4 protein-coding genes are annotated in these 1,276 nt (G+C 66.1%); 3 read left to right on the top strand and 1 reads right to left on the bottom strand.

Annotation, left to right across the window (positions count from 1 at the left end):
* The first annotated feature begins 133 nt into the window (after positions 1–133).
* Entirely contained in the window at positions 134–364 is a 231-nt protein-coding gene (locus tag FVA95_RS28805; RefSeq protein ID WP_161992450.1) for an integrase core domain-containing protein, read from the top strand.
* Positions 268–606: an ATP-binding protein gene (locus tag FVA95_RS33740; RefSeq protein WP_304627193.1), complete on the top strand. Its 339-nt coding sequence runs from the start codon at positions 268–270 to the stop codon at positions 604–606. The genes FVA95_RS28805 and FVA95_RS33740 overlap by 97 nt, the downstream gene beginning before the upstream one ends.
* Before the next feature lie 41 nt (positions 607–647).
* Here the strand turns inward: FVA95_RS33740 and FVA95_RS33365 are convergent, their stop codons facing one another.
* Positions 648–1,160, bottom strand: a complete 513-nt coding sequence (locus tag FVA95_RS33365) for a DDE-type integrase/transposase/recombinase (protein WP_370460890.1) — start codon at positions 1,158–1,160, stop codon at positions 648–650.
* On the opposite strand from FVA95_RS33365, the gene FVA95_RS28820 reads away from it, so the two are divergent.
* On the top strand, positions 1,060–1,276 hold a 217-nt coding region (locus FVA95_RS28820), incomplete at its 3' end, for a sigma factor-like helix-turn-helix DNA-binding protein (RefSeq protein WP_193564260.1). The two genes, FVA95_RS33365 and FVA95_RS28820, sit on opposite strands and share 101 nt — an antisense overlap.

Below are 1,276 nucleotides of genomic sequence, written 5' to 3' on the forward strand. Positions count from 1 at the left end.
ACCCCCGCCGAAGTGTTCGAAGAGCAGCTACGCTCAGCCTGACAACCCGGTGTTGCAACGATCGGTTGAACCCAGGCAATTCACGTCCTGGGCGTTCGGGCGCCGACTGATCGAGGCGGGACTAGTCGGTTCCATGGGCTCGGTCGGCGATTGTTACGACAACTCGATGGTCGAGTCCTTCTGGGGGACGATGCAGCTGGAACTACTCGACTCCAGATCCTGGAAAAGCCGCGCCGATCTTGCCAATGCGATATTCGAGTGGATAGAGTGCTGGTACAACCCGATCAGGCGCCACTCCAGCATCGGGATGCTCAGCCCAGCCGACTACGAAACAGCCCACACCCCGCCACACCAAGATCACTGACCCCACACCGTCAGTGTCCGGCGCAGGGGGCCAAGCTCGCCTCACGCTACGAACAAGCCAGCGTCATGGTCACCTCGAACCTGCCCTTCGGCCGCTGGGGCGAGACGTTCTCCGACGACGTCGTCGCCGCAGCCATGATCGACCGCCTCGTCCACCACGCCGAAGTTCTCACTCTGTCCGGGGAGTCCTACCGCACCCGCGCCCGCCGGGAACTCCTCATCAAGGACCGCACCACCGACTGAGACCAGGCCTGGGTGGTGACTTTTCAGGCGTCGACTTCTGCTCAGTTTTCAGCCGCCGTTGACAAGAAGCTGCGCCCGGCCAGGACGTGCTCGCGGACGATCGCGACCTGACGCTCCACTCGTCCTTTGCCGGTCGGGCGGTAAGCGGCCAGCACGTCGATGGCGAACCCGTAGTGCTCGGCGAACGCCGCCGCTTGCGGGTGCAGCGGCACCGCTCTGCCCGGCGCGACGTGGCGGCGGACCACGGTCTTGGTGCGGTCATAGACGATCGCTGCGGGAACGCCGCCGAAGTGGGCGAACGCCCGGCGGTGGCAGTCGAAGAACGTGCCCAGGTCCTGGCTGGTGGTGAAACAGACGAACGGATCCCGCGAATAGGACAGGTGTCGACGACGGCCTGAGACTGACCCCCTGACGTCGGATTGGGATTGACCCCTTCTGGGCGACGCTGAGGGGGTGTTGTCGGTGGAGGACTGGTCCGAGATCCGTCGTCTGCATCGGGCGGAGGGTGTCCCGATCAAGGAGATCTCCCGCCGGCTGGGAGTCGCGCGGAACACGGTGCGTTCGGCGCTGCGGGCGCCGGGCCCACCGCGGCGGGAACGGGGCCCGCGGGGTTCGCTGGCTGATGCGGTCGAGCCGCAGGTGCGGGCTCTGTTGGCGCAGTTCCCGCGGA

This window comes from Pseudonocardia sp. EV170527-09, from assembly GCF_008369905.1.
Lineage (GTDB): Bacteria > Actinomycetota > Actinomycetes > Mycobacteriales > Pseudonocardiaceae > Pseudonocardia.